Source organism: Mucilaginibacter sp. P2_A4, assembly GCF_056405015.1.
Genome location: NZ_JBFUCX010000013.1, coordinates 126,189 through 144,107, shown reverse-complemented (window position 1 = coordinate 144,107; position 17,919 = coordinate 126,189). Strand labels below are relative to the sequence as shown.

Below are 17,919 nucleotides of genomic sequence, written 5' to 3'. Positions count from 1 at the left end.
TTTTAGCTACATGAGTAAACGCGTTGCCGTAATGGACCTTGGTACCAATACCTTTCATTTATTAATTGCCGATGGCGATTTGCATAGTTACCAGGAAATAGTTCATGAGCACAAGGCGGTAAAGCTTGGCGAAGGCGGCATTAATAAAGGCTATATTTTACCTGAAGCCTATCAGCGGGGCATTAGTACCATGCAGCAATTTCACGAGGCAATAAAGGCGGGCAATGTTACCGCAACAAGGGCTATAGCAACATCGGCCTTGCGTAGTGCATCAAACGGAACAGATTTCATTAAAGAAGTTGAGGATAAAACCGGCATCAGGATAGAAATTATTGATGGCGAACAGGAAGCCGTATTCATTTATCAGGGCGTAAAAATCAGCGGATGCTTATCGGCACAAAACGCCCTCATTATGGATATCGGCGGCGGCAGTGTGGAGTTTATATTAGGCAATGCAGATGGCATTACCTGGAAACAAAGCTTTGAAATTGGCGCTGCCCGCTTAATGGACCTTTTCCACCGCACTGATCCCATCCCGCCTTCCTCTATCGAAGCTTTAAACCTCTACCTTGAAGATCATTTAACAGAGTTGTTTACGGCATTAGAAAACCATGAAATTGACACGCTAATCGGTTCATCCGGCGCGTTTGAAACTTTTGCCGAAGTGATTGAAACCGAAAAAGGTAATTCCTTCGATTTAAAGACAACCAAAAACTACAGTTTTGATGAGGATGAACTTTTAACGCTCACCAACAAATTTGTACTATCCACCCATCAAGAGCGTGCAGCCAATAAAGGAATTATCCCTGTAAGGATTGATATGATTGTGACGGCCTCACTTATCACACGCTTTATCATGCACAAGCTGGCTATTCATAAGGTGAGTATGTGCAGTAATTCGTTAAAGGAAGGGGTTTTGGCGGGGATGCTTAGTTAATTCAAAAAAGCCGCCCAACAGGTTGAAATGCCAATGGGCAAAACAATAAATGCTCTTAATATTTAAGAGTTATATGATCTGGCATTAAATTTTCATATTTCCAAAAGATATACAGGTAGAAAATCCTACAATTAAAATAACTAAGGCACTGAGTAACCATATCCAACTTTGGCGTGCAATAGCTGTTATTATACAAACAATAACATGAATTCCTATTATAAAAGCATCAATGATAATCCCGCCTACATCATTACTAAGTTTACACGCAACTGTATAAAATGCAAGTACCAATAAATTGAAACCTACAATTTTCATACTTTCAGGAACTTTACTTTTCTTAATATCAGAATGAATATTTTTTTCTGCGGATGAATTGTCCTCTAAGTTTTCTTCTGTCATATCACTATTTCATTTCGTAATTGTTCCAAATATTCACGCTTATCATCACGGTAAAATATATTCATGGTTTCAAAGGGGATGATCTGCATATCCTTATTAACAATATGCACGCATGACTTTTTTATAGCGCGCACATCAAAGTTTTGCGCATCAACAAACTGCATAATGATCACCCTGAAAAGATTATCATAACTTAAATTTGGCGCATCAATTTCGGGCAGGCAGCACAAAATAGAATGCAAATGTTCTTTAGCCTTATCAACCGAATTACCGGTGCTGAACATATTGAGCAAATGCCCTTTCAATTGTTCATCCTGCTCATAAACGATCGTATTTTTAGAGTTATCCAGCAAATCGTCGGGGTTTATCATTCGCGTAAGCGGAAAAACCTGGTCGCCCAATTTTAGTACGTAGGCCATTACCAATGCATCGGGGTTACAGGGTACCGGGATCAGGTCGTTTTTGTTGAATATGTTAGTTTGCTCCAATATTGCAGTACGCACTTCGGTAAGTGTATAACGGTCGGTATGTTCATTAAAGTTCTCCAACCGGCCGGCCTGTTGTGTCGGTTGGAAGGTTACCCCCCTGATGCAGGGCTGTTTAAGAGCATATTCGATGATCTCACCTATCTCATCCGTATTTAATCCTTTTTGTAAGGTGACCACCAATGTGGTAGATAAATTATATTTATTTAAATGTTCTATCGCTTTTAATCTAACCTCCCGCAAATCTTCGCCTCTTAACTGCTCCAACGCCTCCTTTTTAAACGAATCAAATTGCAGGTAAACCTCAAAATCGGGCATATAGGTTGCCAGTCGTTTTACAAAATTTTCATCCTTAGCAATCCTGATACCATTGGTATTCAGCATCAGGTGCTTAATAGGCTTTGTTTTGGCGATGTCGAGGATCTCAAAAAACTGTGGGTGCACGGTAGGCTCTCCACCGCTTATCTGTACAACATCCGGGCTACCTTCGTTCTCCACAACAACATCCAGCATTTGCTCAATCTCCTGCAAAGTACGATGCCTGCCATAAGTTGGCGATGACATAGCATAGCAAGTTGGGCAACTTAAATTGCACCTATCGGTAACTTCAACAACGGTAAGGCAGGAATGCTGCTCATGATCCTGGCACAAGCCGCAATCATAAGGGCAGCCATAATGAGTTTTGGTATTGAATTTAAGGGGCATTTCACTGCGCTTGGCATAGTTGCGGCAGTTTTTGTAATACTCAATATCGGTTGCTATAAGTACCTTCTCGAAACCATGCTGACGACAGTTTTTTAACATGATCACCTTATCGTCCTCAAAAACTATTTTGGCATCAACCCTGCGCAAACAGGTGGAGCAAATGCTTAGGGTAAAGTCATAGTAAATATACGGGCGCTCAGGCATAGGCTTTTATCAGTTTTGACGGGGATAGAAATACTTTATAATAATACAAAATACCAGCGAAACAAACTAACTGTATTACCGAAAGTCCAAAACTAAAAAAGTAATCAGGTTTAATAAATTCATCCAAAAACCTGAACAGCAGGTAGCTCACCATAAACAACTTAAACTTTGAGCCATCGGTAAAGTGATGGCGCTTTTCAATTGTTTTCAATCCAATCCAAAGCATTATCCAAAATAAAATCTCGTACAAATTAGTGGGATGCCTGCAGATGCCATCGCCAAAGTCAATGGCCCATGGAAGTTTGGAAGCAATGCCATAAGTACCATCTTCTAATCCGGCCAAAAAGCAACCTATACGGCCAATTACCATGGCCAATATTAAAGGATAAACCATCAGATCGCCGGATGAAACGGTTACACCAATTTTCTTTTTGGTGAGCTCTACCCCTATTAAACCGCCCAGCATGCCACCAACTATGGTTTTATTGCCCATAAAATAAATGATATTGAAACGTGCCAACAAAGTTGGATTTTCTAAAACCCCTACCACATGCGATCCTATAAATGCCCCGAAAGCGGCGCCTATAAAGATAATGAGACGGTTATCTGCACTTATTGTATCGTTGGTATGCCTGCGTAAATAAGCATAATAGCGGTAGCCTAAAAAGTACGCCAGTGTTTCGCACACAAAATGTACCGGGATGGATGATTTGCCAATGGGGATGTTTACAGGGAAGTGCATTGGAGGCAATGTAACAATCTCCGCAATGATTTTTCAATAAAAGCAATAATAACAAAACTGAATTGTTTAAAATAAAATTTACAGCCATCCTTTGTATATTGCTGCCTTTAAAACACCCTCATGAAAATAAACTTTATAGGCTTAGGCTTATTCGCTCTTTTGGCTGTTAATGTGCAAGCGCAAAAAAGAAAGATCAACCCCAACGATACCACATCAAACTACAACCCCGCTGCAGCATTTTCGCTACAGTTTTATAGCGAAAAAGGTAATGAGTTTCATTCCCCTAATGGCGATCCTGGACCAAAGTACTGGCAAAACCGCGCAAACTATAATATTAAAGTAACCCTTGATACTGCAAGCAAAACTATTGATGGTACTGTATCTATCGATTATATTAATAATAGCCCCGATGCTTTGCAATACCTGTGGTTACAGCTGGACCAAAACACCTACAAAAAGGAAGCCCGCTCAAACTTTTTTACCAACAGAGCACCCGGACCAAATCAGCATACAAACGGATACACCATTGAATCCGTAGCGTTAGACCAGGGCGATGTAGTTAAACAAGTTCCATTTGTTATCACCGATACCCGGATGCAGGTACGCCTGCCCCACGCATTGGGCAAGGGATCTTTGCGTTTAAGGATCAAATATCACTACACCATCCCGGGTGATTTTGGTAACCGCACAGATTATGTAGATACCAAAAACGGCAAAATATATGAAATAGCCCAATGGTTTCCGCGCATGTGTGTGTATGATGATACCCGCGGCTGGGATACCCTACCGTTTTTAGGTGCCGGTGAGTTTTACCTCGACTATGGCGATTTTGATTACCAGGTTACTGTTCCATGGGATATGATTGTGGCTGGCTCGGGAGAATTGATAAATCCTAAGGAAGTTCTAACAGCTAAACAAATTACCCGCCTGGATGCTGCCCGCAACAGCGATAAAACGGTAATGATCCGCAGCCTTGCCGAAGTGACTGATCCATCAAGTCGCCCGGTAAATAAAGGCACACTTACCTGGCATTATAAAATGTTCAACACGCGCGATGTTGCCTTTGGCGCATCAAAAGCCTATGTATGGGATGCCGCGAGGGTTAATTTACCAGGGGGTAAAAAATCATTGGCTATGTCTGTTTACCCGGCCGAAAGTGTTGGTGCCAATGCATGGAACCGCGCTACAGAATATTTAAAAAAATCGATTGAATATTTTTCAGAAAAATGGTTTATATACCCCTATCCGGTTGCCATTAACGAAGCTGGTATAGCAGGAGGTATGGAGTATCCCGGTATTGTGTTTGATGGCATTACCGATAAAGGAAGCGAGCTTTATTGGGTTACAGCGCACGAGATTGGGCATAACTGGTTCCCGATGATTGTTGGCTCTGATGAGCGTCGCTTTGGCTGGATGGACGAAGGATTTAACACCTTCATCGATATTTACGCATCCGATGAGTTTAACAAAGGTGAATACGCACCCAAACGCGATGGTGAATATGCACCGGGAGGTGGCAACCCTGCCGATGAGATTATCCCAATCATCACCGACCCGGAATCGCCGGCCATTATGACGGCTGCCGACGCGGTTCCTGAAAAATACCGCCATCCGTTGGTTTACTTTAAACCTGCATTTGGATTGGTTTTACTTCGGGAACAGATATTGGGTAAAGATAGGTTTGACTATGCTTTCAAAAACTATATCAGCAAATGGGCATTTAAACATCCACAGCCCGATGACTTTTTCAGATCGATGGAAAGCGGAGCAGGCGAAGACCTTTCCTGGTTTTGGAAAGGCTGGTTTTATAACAACTGGACAACTGATATAGCTCTTATAGATGCCAAAAATATAACTACTGATGGTGTTAAAGGCTTAAATATAACAGTGGTGAATAAGGAACAACTGCCAATGCCATTTACTATTGAAGTAAAATTTAAGGATGGCAGCAAAACACGCAGCTACATGCCGGTTGAAACATGGCTATCCCGCGCGCAGGCCACCTTTACATTGCCAACTACAGGGGAAGCAGAAACTGTGACTATAGATCCTGATAACGCTTTGCCTGATTTGAACAGGGGGAACAATGTTTTAAAGGTAAAATAAAAGCCATAAAATACACGCCATTGCTTTGTGTCACACACAATGGCGTGTATTTGGGTTCTCATTAATTTGTCAATCTTAACCCAACGTTAAACTATTAATAAGCTAAAGCTTATCTTTGTTTTATGAACACAGCCGATCTGTTGCAACGCGCTTTGCGGTTTGATTTTTTAACCCAGGATGAAGGGGTTTACCTATATAACAACGCATCTACTGCCGATCTCATGTATACCGCCAACGAACTGCGCAAAAAGCAGGTTCCGCATGGTAAGGTTACCTGGCAGATAGATCGTAACGTAAACACAACCAATGTATGTATAGCCAATTGCAAGTTCTGCAACTTTTTCCGCAGGCCCGGCCATGAGGATAGTTACATTACTGATATTGAAACCTATAAAAAAAAGATAGAGGAAACTTTCCGTTACGGCGGCGATCAGTTACTGCTGCAGGGCGGTCACCATCCCGATCTTGGTCTTAAGTTTTATACCGATCTTTTCAGAGAACTGAAACAGCTCTATCCTAAATTAAAGCTGCACTCCTTAGGCCCGCCAGAAATTGCGCACGTGGCCAAACTGGAAGGCATGAGCCATATTGATGTGCTTAGAGCCATGCAAGAGTCGGGCTTAGATTCACTGCCCGGCGCAGGTGCCGAGATATTGAACGATCGTGTACGCCGGCTGATATCAAAAGGAAAATGCGGTGGTAAGGAATGGCTGGATGTTATGCGTGCTGCTCATCAGCTTAATTTACCTTCGTCGGCTACTATGATGTTTGGCCATATTGAAACCATCGAAGAGCGCTTTGAACACCTGGTTTGGATCCGCGAAGTACAGGCCGAAAAGCCCGAGGGACATTATGGTTTTGTTGCCTTTATTCCGTGGCCTTTCCAGGATGATGGCACACTTTTACGTAAAGTACGGGGCATTACCAATAATGTAACCGGCGATGAATATATCCGCATGATAGCTTTGAGCCGCATTATGCTGCCCAATATCAAAAACATACAAGCTTCATGGCTCACCGTAGGTAAACAGGTAGCACAATTGTGCTTACACGGCGGCGCAAATGATTTTGGATCAATCATGATCGAAGAGAATGTAGTTTCGGCTGCCGGCGCACCACACAGGTTTACGGCCAAAGGCATCCAGGAATCAATCATTGAAGCAGGTTTTGAACCACAACTGCGTACCCAAAAATACGATTGGCGTGATGTGCCGGTTGAAATTGAGGAACAGGTTATCAATTATTAAAGTGAATGGTGAATAGAGAGTAGTGAATAGTTGGTTAAGTTAAAAAACTATTCACTACTCTCCATTCACAACTCACCACTCACAAAAATGGAACATTACATAGAAGCATTAATTTTCGCATCAGAACAAGGTATTCGCATGGAGGAAATCATGTATTGCCTGCAGGCGGCTTTTGAGCGGGATTTTAATGCCACCGAAGTAAATGAAAGCCTCAAAGCTATAGAGTTAAAATATAGTGATGATAATTTGGCCATTGAACTGGTGAAAATAGGTAACGGATACCAGTTTTTTACCAAAAAGCAATACCACCCGGTTATAAATCTTTTGCAACTACAGCGATCTAAAAAAAGATTAAGTCAGGCCGCACTGGAAACCCTGGCCATTATAGCCTACAAACAACCGGTTACCAAAACCGATGTGGAGCAGATCCGTGGGGTAAACTGCGATTATTCCATACAAAAACTACTGGAAAAAGAGCTAATAGCTATAATTGGGAAGTCTGAAGCCTTAGGAAAACCTATTCTTTACGGTACCAGTGGCTTATTTATGGATTACTTTGGGATCAATAATATACAGGAATTGCCTCAGATTAAGGATTTTACAAACAATTCAGTTGCAATTGGCGAACAAACAGAATAATTTTAATTTCATCTTTTTAATAAAAATGATTTTGATTATTTTTACTATTGAATAAGGAAATAAAAGCATAAAAAAATTCTTGCTTTTTATCCGATTTAAAGTATTATTGACAAAGTTTTACAAATAAAATCCGTTACAATGGGAGCGCCAAAAAAACCGATTACCAAGAAGATCGACAATTCCGAAGATGACAATGAAGACGACGATGATCTAATTCTCGACCCTAAATCGAAGAAAAAGGTTGATGACGACGATGATGATTTTGATGGCCCATTAGATGATGATCTGGGCAGGGGATTCGAATCTTTCGACGAAGAAGACGATGAAGATTATTAGTCTTTAAGGAAACATATTCTATTTGTAAAGCATTCAGCGCATGCCCTGAATGCTTTTTTTTATATTTAGCCCTCCTATGATCATAACAGAAGTAAAAGATAAGGCGACAAAAAAAGCTTTTTTAGATGTGGCGCGTACCCTTTACAGGGATGACAAAAACTGGGTTTGCCCGCTTGATAATGATATAGAAGCGGTATTTGACCCAGCCAAAAACAATTTTCACCAGGATGGCAAATGCATCAGGTGGATACTTACCGATGATAACAACCAAGCTATTGGCAGGGTAGCGGCCTTTATAAATAATAAAAAGGCATACCATTATGATCAGCCAACGGGAGGTATGGGCTTTTTTGAATGTATTGATAATAAAAAAGCCGCCTTCCTGTTGTTTGATACCGCCCAAAAATGGCTGAAGGATAATGGGATGCAAGCTATGGATGGCCCCATAAACTTTGGCGAGAATGATAATTTTTGGGGTTTACTGGTGGAGGGTTTTACCCCACCATCCTATGGGATGAATTATAACTTCCCGTATTACAAAGCCTTTTTTGAAGATTATGGGTTTAAAACCCAGTATGAGCAGATCACCAATCATCTCGATGTGAATAAGCCGTTTTCGGAACGGTTTACAAAAATTGCTAATTGGGTGATCAAGAAACCCGGGTATGATTTCAGGCATTTTGAGGTTAGCAAAATGGAGAAATTCACAGCAGACTTTATGGAGATCTATAACGATGCCTGGAAAGATTTTGAAAATTTTGTGCCCATTACCCATGCCACCATTGCCGAAAGCTTTAAGAAAATGAAACCTTTGATGGACGAAAAGCTAATCTGGTTTGCCTACATCGATGACGAACCCGCGGCATTTGTTATCATTTTGCCCGATGCCAACCAGATGCTTAAACCATTAAATGGCAAACTTAACCTGATAGGTAAGCTTCAATTTTTATATTACCGATGGAAAGGCGTATCCCGCATGCGGGCAATAGTAATGGGAACCAAACAAAAATATCAGAAACACGGACTGGAATCCGCCATATTCATTAAACTCAAAGAATACGTTTTGCCTTTAAAGCAATATGATGAACTTGAATTATCGTGGGTTGGAGATTTTAACGAGAAAATGATTGCCATTCATGCTGCGGTTGGGGCTACCTTTGGCAAAAAGCATTTAACAATGCGCTATATTTTTTAAAGTATGCCCGGCTATTAACCGGGCATAAATTTATGCAGTAGCTTTTGAGTGCCTTAGCTCTTCAAATAGCTCTATCACCTTCTTTTGCAGATCGATAACTTCAGTTTCGCGATCCATTAAGCGTTTGTTGACAGATTCCAGTTCGTTTACAAATTTCTGATCCTGTTCGGCATCATTAAATGTAAGTAACTGAACTACTGTCATTTCAAATAAAGTGGCAATTTGCTCAAGCCTTGATAAGTTAATATCGGTAATTCCCGTCTCAATTTTTGAGAATGCAGGAATGGAAATATCTAACCGCTTTGCAACATCTTCCTGGCTCCACCCTTTTTGATGACGTAGCAGTCTGATTTTTTTTCCAAGTGTTTTCATGTGATCTGTATAATAGTAAAGGTTTCGCAAAAGTTAATTACTTTGCAATAATATTTATTATCACGCTAATTATCAACTAATTTGCATAATATTTTATTAAAACGGTCAGGCAAACAAAACAATTGGTAATTAGCTGTATTAAAGCGAGGTAAATAAATGGCAGTGCGACCTCTCATGCCCATTATCTCCATAATCAGGGGCATATCACAAAACTGTAATAATTAAAATAACAGTTAAAAATGTTTGGATTTAATTTTACCATGCGTATCTTTGTACTGTAATAATTAAAATTACAGATGAACGGACAATTTCAGATAGCGGTGCATATACTTACCCTGCTCAGCAAGCAGCCGGATGAGCTATTATCATCCGATTATATTGCCGGCAGCATCAACATAAACCCGGTACTTGTACGTAAAGAGATCAGCAACCTGCGGAAATATGGCCTCATTGATAGTAAAGAAGGCAAAGCCGGCGGCTATACCCTGGGCTTACCAGCTCAAAAAATATTGCTGAGCGATGTTTACAGAGCAGTAAAAGTGCAACCTGCTTTAGGGCAGGCAAAAAACAAGCCTAATCCCAATTGCCCGGTAGGTAAGCAAATTAGCCAACATTTGGATGCCTTGGCCGATGAGGTTGACGTTACCATCTTTAATAAATTAAATACAATTACCCTGGCCGACTTTAGCGGCAAATTCAATTAAAAAAATTTAAACAAAACTGTAATAAATTTAATTACAATATAAAAACAAACAATTATGAAATTAGCATTAATAGGTGCCACAGGCTTTGTAGGCAAAGCTGTATTAAACGAAGCATTACAACGCGGTTATGATGTAACAGCTATAGCACGCGACCCGAAAAAGGTAGAAACAGCAAGTGATAAATTAACACTTAAAGCTGCCGACGTATTGGATACAGAGTCCCTTGCTGTCGAGCTTAGAGGCCATGACGCTGTAGTAAGCGCGTACAATGCCGGCTGGACCAACCCCAACCTTTACGATGATTTTGTAAAAGGCTCAGAGGCCATTCAGCAGGCTGTAAAGCAAGCCGGCGTTAAACGCTTATTAGTTGTTGGCGGCGCAGGCAGTTTATATGCTGCTCCAGGATTGCAACTGGTAGATTCGCCACAATTCCCTGCCGAGTGGAAAGCCGGCGCTACAGCCGCCCGTGATTACCTTAACACCCTTAAGAAGGAAACGGAACTCGACTGGACATTTTTGAGCCCGGCTATCAACCTGCACCCAGGTGAACGCACAGGTAAATTCCGTTTAGGCACTGATGAACCAGTATTTAATGAAAAAGGTGTGCACGAAATATCTGTGGAAGACCTGGCAGTTGCCATTTTGGACGAATTGGAGAATAACCAATTTGTAAAAAGGAGATTTACGGTGGGGTATTAGGAAGAATTTTGTCTGAACCGGAATTTATCGAATTAAAGAATTTTAGAATTCCATTAATTCTGCAAATTCGACAAATTCCGGTTCAGACAACTTACTTTATAAACTTAGCCGCAACCCAATCCTTATCTTTTTTATGGATGATGTATTTTAATCCATACTTACGGGCTTCATCAGTAATGATATCCAGATCGGGAGATTCATAAAACCCGCTGAAATAGATCTCACCATCTGGTTTCAGTACCTGCGCATACCGCTCCATCTGATCCATGAGGATATTGCGGTTAATGTTGGCCAGTATAGTATCATATTGTTCATTTGGGATCACTTCTTTTGAGCCGCAAAGTGGTATAATATTGTCGATATGGTTTAAAGCGGAGTTCTCGATAGTGCTATCGTAACAAACCGGGTCGTAATCAATAGCAGTAACCCTTGAGGCACCCAGTTTAGATGCCATAATGGCCAGGATGCCTGTACCACATCCCATATCCAATACATTTTTACCCTTGTAATCATTCTCCAGCATCAATGCCAGCATCATGGATGTGGTTTGATGATGGCCGGTACCAAAAGCCATCTTAGGATCTATCACGATCTCGTATTTAATCTCTGGCCGGGCCGGATGAAAGGTGGCCCTTACATATATTTTATCGCCTATCTCTATCGGTTCAAAATTACTTTCCCATACTTCGTTCCAGTTTTTTTGAGGGATAAGCGTTACCTCATAACTAAAAGTAAACAATTCACGATACGGCAATAGCTGTTCTATCAGCTTTTCTTCATCAAAATCATCAACCGGAATATAAGCTTTAAAGCCAAAATCCAGTTCTTCAAAAGTATCAAAACCAATATCACCCAGGGTATTTATCAGCAGATCCTGCTGGTAATCTTCGGTAGTTATAGTGGTAAAAAGTAATTCGTAGTAGTTCATAATAGATAATGTTTTATAACACGTCAATTGCGGGATATGAATGATTGCGAACTCATTCCATATCGTATCCAATTGCTTCGTTCCTTGTATGACGTATTAGCAAAAAATTGTCATCCTGAACGCAGTGAAGGATCTGTTATCCGCCATACATCTTCGCCCTGTACAGTCTCCGAATAGATCCTTCACTGCGTTCAGGATGACAAATTATTCAGTGTCCCAAATTTAAAACTTGCGTTCACAAATTTTTATCTTGTTTTACTCTTCCAGCACAGCTGTCTCTTCAACATCCTTCTTTTTCAACGTAACCGTTTTACCGGTAACCAAAAACAATATAAAAAAATTAACAGCCCAATAAGCCAGCTGAATAAATAACATAATGGTAGTGAGGCCAATTAAACTATCATACCCGGATTGCTCATCCCAAATGGCATAAGCAACGCCTCCTGCTGCAAACGTACAAATAGCGGCAACCACACTAAAGGTAATCAACGCTGCAGCTGCTGAGTGTAACACAAAGGCATTCCAAACAGGAACAATAATTATCCACTGCGTTAATATGGCTACTATAAAATATAATGGCCAGCAATAATAAAAACAAGCCATAAAAGCATGAACGTTCCCCTCTCCCATATCACTTATCTGCATAGCATGGGCAAGTGCGCTAACTATTACAAAGGCAGCAAACCCAATAAAAGCAACTAATGGCGGGAGAAAAACTTTCATATTTAAAAGCTACCTAAAAACACGTCATTGCGAGGCACCTCGCAATGACGTGTTGGCTTGTGTTCGTGTGTTCATTAACACACCTGATTAACGTTCAATAATTATTTCTGTTTGAAATATTAGCAATGAAACGTAGTTTAGCTTACACCCTATCCAATTAATTATAAGCCTTGATGATATCTACAAAATCACGTGATTTTAACGATGCACCACCTATCAGGCCACCATCAATATCTGGCTGAGCAAATAGTTCGGCTGCATTTTTAGGGTTACAGCTACCTCCGTATAAAATGGTAGTGCTATCAGCAACATCCTGGCCGTATTTGGTGGCAATTTCTTTGCGGATAAATTCATGAATTTCCTGAGCCTGCGCCGATGAAGCAGTTACGCCGGTACCAATAGCCCAAACAGGCTCATAAGCCAAAACCAACTTTGAAAAATCGGCAGCCTCTAAATGGAATACACCTTCAACAAGCTGTGATTTAATCACATCAAAGTGTTGGTTAGCTTCGCGCTCCTGCAACGTTTCGCCGATACAAAAAATAGGGCGAAGATCATGCTTTAATACCGTATCGGTTTTTTTAGCCAGCAACTCATTGCTTTCGCCAAAATACTGACGACGCTCTGAGTGACCTATTATAACATAAGCAGCACCTACTGATTTGATCATTTTTGCAGAGATCTCACCGGTATACGCGCCACTCTCTGCCTGGTGAGCATTTTGTGCTCCTACAGAAACTTTATTGTAACCTTTTGCCAATTGTACCAGGCTATTGATATGAATAAAAGGGCTGCAGATAACCGCTTCCTGTGTGCCGGTCACTTCGTCTTTAACCATATTGATGATCTCGGTAAATACGCCTAATCCTTCATTATAGTCAAGATTCATTTTCCAGTTTCCGGCAACAATTTTTTTTCTCATGATTTTATTATTTTAATTGATTTAGTTTATGGGGTTTGGTGAGTGGTTGATTAAGTTGATTAGGTGAGTGGTTTTAGATCTAGGACGCCCGGCAAAACCATTCACCTAATCAACCAATAGCTGCTCACTAAAACCTTCTATATTCCTCGGTTAATTCAAATACTTTTTGCAGTATGTTCTTTTCTATGTCGTCGAACTCACGGTGATCCCGGCGTTCAAATACTTTCTCGGCAGTTTCAAACATTTTCTTGATGGAGTAAACCTCAAAACCCTGCGCTCCACCCCATGAAAAATCGGCAACAAAATTACGTGGAAAGCCGGCCCCAAAAACATTGGCGCTAACCCCCACCACGGTACCCGTATTAAACATGGTATTGATGGCGCATTTGGCGTGGTCGGCCATAATTAATCCGCAAAATTGCAGACCGGTTTTTCTAAAACGCTGCGTATCATAATCCCAAAGGCGCACCTCTGCATAATTATTTTTAAGATTCGAGTTATTGGTATCGGCACCAATGTTGCACCATTCGCCAAGCACAGCATTGCCTAAATATCCTTCATGCCCTTTTGACGAATACCCCCAGATAACGGCGTTATTCAATTCGCCACCAACACGTGAATACGGCCCTACGGTGGTAGCCCCATAGATCTTCGCCCCCATTTTTACCTGCGAATGCTGGCATAATGCAAAAGCGCCGCGAATATGGGTACCTTCCCAAACCTCGGTATTGGCTGATAAATATATTGGCCCGTTGGTAGTGTTAAATGTAGAACACTCAGCAACTGCACCTTCTTCGGCAAAAAAATCGTTACCTATAATGGTATTGGTTGAACTTATTTGGGCGCTAGTGCGGCCTTTGGTAAGAAGTTGAAAATCCTTCCTAAGCTCAATTTCATTCTTCCTGAAAATATCTTCCGGATAGCGAATAAAAACAAACGAATCTGTGTAATCAGTAACGTTGCCAAATGCTGCACCGGCATCAAAGCTTTCCGCCTCGGCCCGGTTCAGCCTCACGGCCAGCAGCTGATCGCTACATTTTAACGCTTCACCGATTTGTAGCTTGTTAATAGCATTCAACAAGTTTTCGTCGGGGCAAACCGCGCCGTTTATAAATAAATTATCAGACTCGATTTTTACAGGAAATTTGGCCTGCAAATAATCAAGCGTATAAAAAGAAGTATTAGTATTTAAATACTTAGCCCACTTTTCTGCAATGGTAAGGATACCTATGCGCATATCGGCCACGGGCCTGGTATAGGTAAGCGGTAGCAGTGTTTGGTGTGTGTTATCGTCGAAAAGGATAAGTCCCATGGCACAAAAATAAAAAAAGTCCCGGCTGCAAAGCCGAGACTTGTAAATATTTAATTAAACAAGAAATTACTTCTTGTTGTAACGTGTACGGAATTTATCGATACGACCTGCAGTATCAACCAGTTTCATTTTACCGGTATAGAAAGGGTGCGAAGTGTGCGAAATTTCTAATTTGATCAATGGATACTCGTTACCGTCTTCCCATTTAATGGATTCACGTGTATCGATGCATGATTTAGTCATGAAAGCATAGTCGTTTGACATATCTTTAAACACAACTAACCTATAGTTTGATGGATGCAGATCTTTTTTCATTATATATAAACTTATCTTTGTAGTCTTTAAAAGAGGCGCAAATGTAATATTTATTTTAGAATAAGCAAAAGAATGATTCAAATTAGTTTGCAGTATTCAGTTGGCAGTTTGCATCTTTAAAATACAGATAATAATAAGTTATCATTCGGCAATAAAAATCGACCATAAACTATTGATTTACAAATCACAATCGCCTGTTAACTGCCCACCGCAAACTGCTAACTGATCGCCTGGCACAATTCAATCAACACACCGTTCGCACTCTTAGGATGCACAAAGCAAACTAATTTATTATCAGCACCACGCTTAGGTGTATCATTCAGCAATATAAAACCTTCACTTTTCAACCGCTGCATCTCGGCAATAATATCATCTACTTCAAAAGCAATATGATGAATCCCCTCCCCTTTTTTGGAGATGAATTTAGCTATGGGGCTATCCTCATTTAAAGCCTGTAACAACTCAATTTTATTGGGGCCCGTTTGCAAAAAAGCGGTTAGTACCCCCTCCTGCTCCACGGTCTCGGTTTTATAAACAGGAGTATTTAAAAGCTTCCCGTATATATCACCAGCAACCTTAATATCGCTTACGGCAATCCCAATATGCTCCACTTTATTCATGTCCAAATATTGTAAATTAATAGTCAGGTTTGTTAATTTACCCTTTGTTTTGAATGATTTTAAATAAAAACTTGTGTATCTTTGTATTGTTAATATACTTAGCATTATGAATATCCCAATTTATTTAGATAACAATGCAACTACACCGATGGATCCACGCGTTCTGGAGGCCATGTTACCTTATTTTACAACAAAATTTGGTAATGCCGCCAGCCGTAACCATCCTTTTGGATGGGTGGCCGAAGAAGGTGTTGACTATGCACGTGAGCAGGTGGCCAAATTGATTGGCGCTAATGAGAAAGAAATAATTTTTACTTCTGGCGCTACAGAATCAGATAACCTTGCTATCAAGGGTGTATTTGAAATGTATAAGGATAAAGGCAATCACATTATAACTACCGTTACGGAGCATAAAGCTGTGCTTGATGCCTGTAAACACGTAGAAAAACTGGGTGGCAAGGTTACTTATCTTCCGGTTAAAGAAGATGGTCTTGTTGATCTTGCTGTTTTAGAGGCTGCCATGACCAGCGAAACCATTTTAGTATCGGTTATGTATGGCAACAACGAAATTGGTGTTATACAACCTATAAGAGAAATATCTGCTATCGCTCACAAATATGGCGCACTGTTTATGACAGATGCTGTACAGGCGGTTGGTAAAATACCTGTTGATGTTAATGCTGATGGCATTGACCTTTTGGCATTATCGGCACATAAAATATATGGTCCTAAAGGTGTTGGCGCATTATACGTTCGCCGTAAAGGACCAAGAGTTAAAGTTACAGCGCAAATGGATGGCGGTGGCCACGAACGCGGTATGCGTTCAGGTACCTTAAACGTACCGGGCATTGTTGGTTTAGGTAAGGCCTGCGAGCTTTGCGGTTTAGAGATGGAAAGCGAAGCAAAACGACTTTCAGTTTTACGCGATAAACTACAATCGGCATTAACTGTACTGGAAGAAAGCTATGTAAACGGAAACGTTGAGCACCGCTTGCCACATGTAGCCAATATCTCTTTCAAATATGTTGAAGGTGAAGGTTTAATGATGGCGATGAAAGACCTTGCTGTATCATCAGGCTCTGCCTGTACATCAGCTTCGCTGGAGCCTTCATACGTACTGAAAAGCTTAGGTTTATCTGACGATTTGGCACATTCATCTATCCGCTTTGGCTTAGGTCGTTTTACTACCGAAGAAGAAGTTGATTACGCTATTGAAGTAACCAAAAACTCGGTTACCCACCTGCGTGAGCTTTCTCCGCTTTGGGAGATGTTTAAAGAGGGAATTGACCTTAACTCAATTGAGTGGGCAGAACATTAATTTTTTGATGTCGGATTTCGAAATTTCAATTTCGGATTTGGCGCAAGATTTATTTTAGAATTTAGAAATTAGAGTTTAGGATTTACCTGGCTCAGAACAAATAACTACTACTTAAAAATTTTTGAAATGGCATATTCTGATAAAGTAATCGATCACTACACTAACCCCCGCAATGTGGGCACTTTGGATAAAAGTAGCCACAAAGTAGGTACTGGCTTAGTTGGTGCGCCTGAATGCGGAGACGTTATGCGTCTGCAGATTGAGGTGGATGATAACAATGTTATCACCGATGCAAAATTTAAAACTTTCGGTTGCGGTTCAGCAATCGCTTCTTCATCTTTAGCTACTGAGTGGTTAAAGGGCAAAAGCATCGATGATGCCATGAAGATTGACAATATGGATATTGTTGAAGAACTGGCTTTGCCACCTGTAAAAATCCACTGCTCTGTTTTGGCAGAGGATGCTATAAAAGCAGCTATCAATGATTTCCGCGTAAAAAACGGCTTAGAAGCATTTGTAAGCGAAAAAGCACACCATTAATAAGACGTTAGAATCAAGAGTCAAGATATAAGACTATGGTCTCTTGGTTTTAACATAGATTAATAAATATTAAGTAAGATTGAATTTCAAGATAAATTCTTGACTCTTGATTCTTACCTCTTGATTCTACTACTATGGTAACTGTAACTGATAAAGCTAAAAGTAAAATAGAACACCTGATGCAGGATTCGGGGCTTGATGCCTCTTATTTTCTGCGTGTGTCTGTTCAGGGAGGTGGCTGCTCTGGTTTATCATATAATCTTGATTTTGATAACGAAGAAAAAAAGGGCGACCAGTTTTTTGAAGATCAGGGCGTACGCATGGCCCTGGATATGAAATCATTCCTTTACCTTGCCGGTACCGAACTTGATTTCTCTGACGGTTTAAACGGAAAAGGCTTCAATTTTCACAACCCTAATGCAAGCCGTACCTGTGGCTGTGGCGAAAGTTTCTCTGTATAACCATTTACAG

The 17,919-nt window shown here is 40.7% G+C and carries 21 protein-coding genes; 11 read left to right on the top strand and 10 right to left on the bottom strand.

The annotated features are described in order from the left end of the window. The first annotated feature begins 10 nt into the window (after window positions 1-10). Window positions 11-937, top strand: a complete 927-nt coding sequence (locus tag AC1DYB_RS22455) for a Ppx/GppA phosphatase family protein (protein WP_477438170.1) — start codon at window positions 11-13, stop codon at window positions 935-937. Window positions 938-1,021: 84 nt separating this feature from the next. On the opposite strand, the gene AC1DYB_RS22450 is transcribed toward AC1DYB_RS22455, so the two are convergent. Genes AC1DYB_RS22450 through AC1DYB_RS22440 form a run of 3 tightly spaced genes read right to left on the bottom strand, consistent with a single transcriptional unit; the run spans window position 1,022 to window position 3,472 of the window. After that, the gene (locus AC1DYB_RS22450; protein ID WP_477438168.1) at window positions 1,022-1,336 is read right to left on the bottom strand and encodes a hypothetical protein; all 315 of its coding nucleotides are present in this window, start codon (window positions 1,334-1,336) and stop codon (window positions 1,022-1,024) included. Next, window positions 1,333-2,730 (bottom strand): radical SAM protein, encoded by a 1,398-nt coding sequence (locus AC1DYB_RS22445; protein WP_477438166.1) that lies wholly within the window; start codon window positions 2,728-2,730, stop codon window positions 1,333-1,335. Before AC1DYB_RS22445 ends, AC1DYB_RS22450 begins: the two co-directional genes overlap by 4 nt. Beyond that, the gene (locus AC1DYB_RS22440) at window positions 2,723-3,472 is read right to left on the bottom strand and encodes a prolipoprotein diacylglyceryl transferase (RefSeq protein ID WP_477438164.1); all 750 of its coding nucleotides are present in this window, start codon (window positions 3,470-3,472) and stop codon (window positions 2,723-2,725) included. Before AC1DYB_RS22440 ends, AC1DYB_RS22445 begins: the two co-directional genes overlap by 8 nt. A gap of 120 nt (window positions 3,473-3,592) precedes the next feature. Here AC1DYB_RS22440 and AC1DYB_RS22435 point away from each other — a divergent pair, with 120 nt between their 5' ends. The 5 genes from AC1DYB_RS22435 (at window position 3,593) to AC1DYB_RS22415 (ending at window position 8,995) form a co-directional block, all read left to right on the top strand. After that, the gene (locus AC1DYB_RS22435) at window positions 3,593-5,578 is read left to right on the top strand and encodes a M1 family metallopeptidase (protein ID WP_477438162.1); all 1,986 of its coding nucleotides are present in this window, start codon (window positions 3,593-3,595) and stop codon (window positions 5,576-5,578) included. Between the two features lie 122 nt (window positions 5,579-5,700). Further along, window positions 5,701-6,825 (top strand): CofH family radical SAM protein, encoded by a 1,125-nt coding sequence (locus AC1DYB_RS22430; protein ID WP_295716389.1) that lies wholly within the window; start codon window positions 5,701-5,703, stop codon window positions 6,823-6,825. A gap of 87 nt (window positions 6,826-6,912) precedes the next feature. Then, complete coding sequence (scpB, locus tag AC1DYB_RS22425) at window positions 6,913-7,464, top strand: SMC-Scp complex subunit ScpB (protein ID WP_295716390.1); 552 nt, start codon at window positions 6,913-6,915, stop codon at window positions 7,462-7,464. Window positions 7,465-7,602: 138 nt separating this feature from the next. Beyond that, window positions 7,603-7,800, top strand: coding sequence for a hypothetical protein (locus AC1DYB_RS22420; RefSeq protein ID WP_295716391.1), 198 nt, complete (start codon window positions 7,603-7,605; stop codon window positions 7,798-7,800). Between the two features lie 76 nt (window positions 7,801-7,876). Next, on the top strand, window positions 7,877-8,995 hold the full coding sequence (locus AC1DYB_RS22415; RefSeq protein WP_477438160.1) for a GNAT family N-acetyltransferase: 1,119 nt from the start codon (window positions 7,877-7,879) through the stop codon (window positions 8,993-8,995). 30 nt (window positions 8,996-9,025) lie between these two features. Here the strand turns inward: AC1DYB_RS22415 and AC1DYB_RS22410 are convergent, their stop codons facing one another. Then, complete coding sequence (locus AC1DYB_RS22410) at window positions 9,026-9,367, bottom strand: helix-turn-helix domain-containing protein (RefSeq protein ID WP_295716393.1); 342 nt, start codon at window positions 9,365-9,367, stop codon at window positions 9,026-9,028. 296 nt (window positions 9,368-9,663) lie between these two features. Between AC1DYB_RS22410 and AC1DYB_RS22405 the strand changes: the two genes are divergently transcribed. Both AC1DYB_RS22405 and AC1DYB_RS22400 read left to right on the top strand, forming a co-directional pair. Then, the gene (locus tag AC1DYB_RS22405; protein ID WP_295716395.1) at window positions 9,664-10,071 is read left to right on the top strand and encodes an Rrf2 family transcriptional regulator; all 408 of its coding nucleotides are present in this window, start codon (window positions 9,664-9,666) and stop codon (window positions 10,069-10,071) included. A 54-nt stretch (window positions 10,072-10,125) separates the two neighbouring features. Continuing rightward, complete coding sequence (locus tag AC1DYB_RS22400) at window positions 10,126-10,770, top strand: NAD(P)-dependent oxidoreductase (RefSeq protein WP_477438158.1); 645 nt, start codon at window positions 10,126-10,128, stop codon at window positions 10,768-10,770. A 91-nt stretch (window positions 10,771-10,861) separates the two neighbouring features. Here AC1DYB_RS22400 and prmA read toward each other — a convergent pair whose 3' ends face one another. The 6 genes from prmA to mce all read right to left on the bottom strand — a co-directional run bounded on the left by prmA (window position 10,862) and on the right by mce (window position 15,590). Beyond that, window positions 10,862-11,698, bottom strand: a complete 837-nt coding sequence (prmA, locus tag AC1DYB_RS22395; protein ID WP_477438157.1) for a 50S ribosomal protein L11 methyltransferase — start codon at window positions 11,696-11,698, stop codon at window positions 10,862-10,864. Between the two features lie 255 nt (window positions 11,699-11,953). After that, window positions 11,954-12,421, bottom strand: a complete 468-nt coding sequence (locus AC1DYB_RS22390) for a hypothetical protein (RefSeq protein ID WP_477394945.1) — start codon at window positions 12,419-12,421, stop codon at window positions 11,954-11,956. Window positions 12,422-12,578: 157 nt separating this feature from the next. Further along, window positions 12,579-13,343, bottom strand: a complete 765-nt coding sequence (gene tpiA / locus AC1DYB_RS22385) for a triose-phosphate isomerase (protein ID WP_477438155.1) — start codon at window positions 13,341-13,343, stop codon at window positions 12,579-12,581. A 127-nt stretch (window positions 13,344-13,470) separates the two neighbouring features. After that, entirely contained in the window at window positions 13,471-14,655 is a 1,185-nt protein-coding gene (locus AC1DYB_RS22380; RefSeq protein ID WP_477438153.1) for a GlmU family protein, read from the bottom strand. 66 nt (window positions 14,656-14,721) lie between these two features. Beyond that, window positions 14,722-14,970, bottom strand: coding sequence for a type B 50S ribosomal protein L31 (locus tag AC1DYB_RS22375; protein WP_477394939.1), 249 nt, complete (start codon window positions 14,968-14,970; stop codon window positions 14,722-14,724). A 218-nt stretch (window positions 14,971-15,188) separates the two neighbouring features. Next, window positions 15,189-15,590, bottom strand: coding sequence for a methylmalonyl-CoA epimerase (gene mce, locus AC1DYB_RS22370; RefSeq protein WP_477438151.1), 402 nt, complete (start codon window positions 15,588-15,590; stop codon window positions 15,189-15,191). Between the two features lie 106 nt (window positions 15,591-15,696). On the opposite strand from mce, the gene AC1DYB_RS22365 reads away from it, so the two are divergent. From AC1DYB_RS22365 to AC1DYB_RS22355, 3 genes are all read left to right on the top strand, one after another. Then, window positions 15,697-16,908, top strand: coding sequence for an IscS subfamily cysteine desulfurase (locus AC1DYB_RS22365; RefSeq protein ID WP_477438149.1), 1,212 nt, complete (start codon window positions 15,697-15,699; stop codon window positions 16,906-16,908). A 126-nt stretch (window positions 16,909-17,034) separates the two neighbouring features. Further along, window positions 17,035-17,448, top strand: a complete 414-nt coding sequence (iscU, locus tag AC1DYB_RS22360) for a Fe-S cluster assembly scaffold IscU (RefSeq protein WP_477438147.1) — start codon at window positions 17,035-17,037, stop codon at window positions 17,446-17,448. 134 nt (window positions 17,449-17,582) lie between these two features. Continuing rightward, the gene (locus AC1DYB_RS22355) at window positions 17,583-17,909 is read left to right on the top strand and encodes a HesB/IscA family protein (RefSeq protein WP_477394927.1); all 327 of its coding nucleotides are present in this window, start codon (window positions 17,583-17,585) and stop codon (window positions 17,907-17,909) included. The last annotated feature ends 10 nt before the right edge of the window (window positions 17,910-17,919 follow it).